3 protein-coding genes are annotated in these 3,258 nt (G+C 74.4%); 1 reads left to right on the top strand and 2 read right to left on the bottom strand.

All coding sequences use genetic code 11. From position 1 onward, the window contains the following. On the bottom strand, positions 1-919 hold a 919-nt coding region (locus tag ABWI04_RS42235), incomplete at its 3' end, for a hypothetical protein (protein WP_353835923.1). Between the two features lie 289 nt (positions 920-1,208). On the opposite strand from ABWI04_RS42235, the gene ABWI04_RS42230 reads away from it, so the two are divergent. Next, positions 1,209-1,616 (top strand): ATP-binding protein, encoded by a 408-nt coding sequence (locus ABWI04_RS42230; RefSeq protein WP_353835922.1) that lies wholly within the window; start codon positions 1,209-1,211, stop codon positions 1,614-1,616. 111 nt (positions 1,617-1,727) lie between these two features. Here ABWI04_RS42230 and ABWI04_RS42225 read toward each other — a convergent pair whose 3' ends face one another. Then, positions 1,728-3,257, bottom strand: a complete 1,530-nt coding sequence (locus tag ABWI04_RS42225) for an AMP-binding protein (RefSeq protein WP_353835921.1) — start codon at positions 3,255-3,257, stop codon at positions 1,728-1,730. Between the last annotated feature and the right edge of the window lies 1 nt (position 3,258).

The following is a 3,258-nucleotide window of genomic DNA, read 5'->3' as shown; positions in this document are numbered from 1 at the left end:
GCTCGGTGGACGTCCGGGCGGGGGGCGCGAGCGGGGCCCGGCGCTCGTGACGGGGGAAGGCCAGCAGCGCCAGCACGGCCAGCCCGACGCCCGCGGCCCGGAGCCAGAACGGCCCGGCCTCGCGCGGCCACGGCTCCGCGTACAGCAGCGTGGCCGAGAGCAGCAGGTGCGTCTTCGCGGTGACCGTGACGACGGTGACGATGACGGTGAGGCGGCAGCGCTGGAGGCCGATCGACAGCAGCCCGACGCCGAACGCGCCCGCGAGCAGGAACAGGTACGGATGCGGCGAGGAGGGCACGTCCGCGCCCCGGCCCGCGGCGAACATCATCGCCATGCCCTGCCCGAAGACCTCGGTCGCGCCGAGCAGGACGCCCGCGCCGATCCCCGACGCGATGCCCGTCAGCGGGCGCGCGTGCCGGCCGCCGACCGGGCGGTCGCGCACGCAGAACATCCACAGCGGGACGGCCAGCGAGGGCACGCACACGAGCGCGGCCTTCCACAGCGGCAGCGCGGCCGCCGCGGCGCCGACGCGGTGCGGCGCCGCGGCGGCGTGGTCCAGCACCGACAGCGCCGCGGTGACCATCGCGGCGACCGTGATGAGGACGGCGAGCCATTCGCGCGAGGTCGGCCGCTCGCCGAAGCCGCTCATTCCGACGGCCAGCAGGAGGACGAGACCGAGCCCGTAGGCGGGGAGCGTCGCCGCGACGGGCAGGGCGGCCAGCGCCGTGGCGGAGAGTCCGAAGCCCGCCGTCAGCACCGCGAGACCGGCGAGCCAGCGCGGGCTTCGCACGAGAAGACCGGCGGCGTGCAGCGGATGGCGGCCCGAGAGCGGGCTCATCCGCCCCGCGGCCGTCTTGAAAAGGACATAGGCGACGATGTAGACGGCCTGCGCAGCGCAGGCGAGGACGACCGCGTGCATGGCGTTCCTCCCAGGGGTGGAACCCCAGCGTGACATGAGGAAGGTGTGCGGTGATTCTGGCTGGAAGACGGAGAAGTTCCCGGTTTTGTGCGCCCGGGTGAGTAGTGCCCCACGCGACGGAGATGTTTTTCATGATGTGCGCTTGGAGCGGCGAGTCCTGCCGTAAGCTCCGCCACCTAAGGCCGACCTGCCCCGGAAAGGCCAAGATCAAAGCGTCCATAGCGTCGCCCGGTCACTCAGCGCAGATGAATGATTGCGGAACGCTTCCCGAACCGAGTGTGGTGATGCAGTGACCGAGGGGATGGAACGGCTCGGCGAACCGATCGGCTTCACCGGGGAGGGCGACGGCGGCCGCCGCGCCCGCCGGGCCGTCCGCGAGCGCGCCGCGAAGGTCCTCGCCGACGGGACGCTCCTCGACGACGTCGAGCTGATGACCGCCGAGGGCGTCGCCAACGCCATCCTGCACGGCTCCGGCCTCATCAGCGTCACGATCGCCACCGACGGCCGCCGGCTCCGCGTCGAGGTGTCCGACGACGGCCCCGCCCAGGCCGACCCCGACGGCCCGCCCCGCCTCGACCACGGCCGCGGCCTCACCGTCATCGACGCCCTGGCCGACGAATGGGGCCTGGACCAGACCCCGCACCGCACCCGCCTCTGGTTCGTGATCGACAGCCGCCACCCGGCCGTCTCCGTCTGACGCGGGCCCTGCCGACGCGCACCCCTCCGCCGCACGCCCCCACCCGGCCACGCCCCGGCCTGGCGTACCGCTCAGCACGAACCCTCACACAGCTCGGGTGACCGGTCGGGGTCAGGTGGGGAGGGCTCGCCGGAGGACCTTGCCGGTGGGGTTGCGGGGAAGGGCGTCCAGGAAGTGGACGTCGCGCGGGACCGCGTAGCGGGCCAGGTGGTCGCGGACGTGGGCGCGGACGGCGTCGGCGTCCAGGGTCTCGCCCTCGCGCAGGACGACGAACGCGGCGGCGCGCTGGCCGAACTCCTCGTCCGGGACGCCGACCACGGCGACCTCCCGCACCTGCGGGAGCTTCTCCAGCACCTCCTCGATCGCGCCGGGGAAGACGTTCTCCCCGCCCGAGACGATCATGTCGTCGTCGCGGCCGTGCACGAAGAGCCGGCCATGCTCGTCGAGGTGGCCGACGTCGCCGAGGCTCATCAGGCCGTCGCGCATCTCCCGGGTGCCGCCGCCGGTGTAGCCGGCGAACAGCAGCTCGTTCGCGGCGAAGATGCGGCCCGTGGCGCCGGGCGGGACGGGGGCGCCCTCGTCGTCCAGGACCGCGACCCGCGTGCCCGGCGGCGGCGTGCCCGCGGTGTCGGGACGGGCGCGCAGGTCGGCGGGGGTGGCGATCGTCACCCAGGACGCCTCCGTCGACCCGTACAGGTTGTAGAGGACGTCGCCGAACTCGTCCATGAAGGCGGTGGCGAGCGTCGCGGGCAGCGCCGAGCCGCTGACGGCCGCGATCCGCAGCGAGGACGTGTCGTGACCGCGGCGCGCGGCCTCCGGCACGTCCAGGACGCGTTGCAGCATGACCGGGACGGCGACCAGCGCGGTCGCGCGGGTCCGGTCGATCGTGCGGAGGGTCCGCTCGGGGTCGAACCTGGCCCGCAGGACGATCGTGGCGCGCAGCGAGACCGCGATCTGGAGCATCGCGTATCCCCAGGTGTGGAACAGCGGCGCCTCGATGAACATCCGCTCGTGGACCCGGTACGGGATGCGGGACAGGATCGACGCCAGCGGCGACAGCCCCGGGCGCGAGTGCCGGTCGGCGCCCTTGGGGCGGCCGGTCGTGCCGGAGCTCAGCACGATCGTCCGTCCGGCCCTGGCCGGGGGGCCGATCGGCGCGGCGGGCGTCGTGACGATGAGGTTCTCCAGCTCCGAGCCCGTCCCGCCCGCGGTGACCACCCGCACGGTCCTGGGCACGGCCGCGATGAAGCCGGTGAACTCCGCGTCGGCGATCACCACCTCGACCTCCTGCTGCCGCAGGACGGCCACGAGCTGCTCGGTGCTCATCCCGGTGTTCAGCAGGACGAGGTCGGAGCCGCGCTTGCTGCACGCGACGAGCGTCTCGACCATGCCGCGGTGGTTGCGGCACAGGACGGCCACGCGGGGCGGGGAGCCGGGGGCGGACGCGGACAGGACGGCGGCGAGCCGGTCGGTGCGGGCGTCGACCTCGCCGTACGTCAGCTCGCCGGCGTCGTCGACGATCGCGACGGCGCCGGGGTCGCGGGCGGCGGCGGAGGCGAGCGTCCCGCCGAGCAGGGTGCCCCAGCGGCGCAGCGCGCCGAGCTGGCGGGCGACGCGCAGCGGCGGTCCGGGACGCCACAGG

Source organism: Actinomadura sp. NPDC000929, from assembly GCF_040492065.1.
GTDB lineage: Bacteria > Actinomycetota > Actinomycetes > Streptosporangiales > Streptosporangiaceae > Spirillospora > Spirillospora verrucosospora.
The sequence above is the reverse complement of the archived record's forward strand: the minus strand, read 5'-3'. Positions and strand labels throughout refer to the sequence as shown.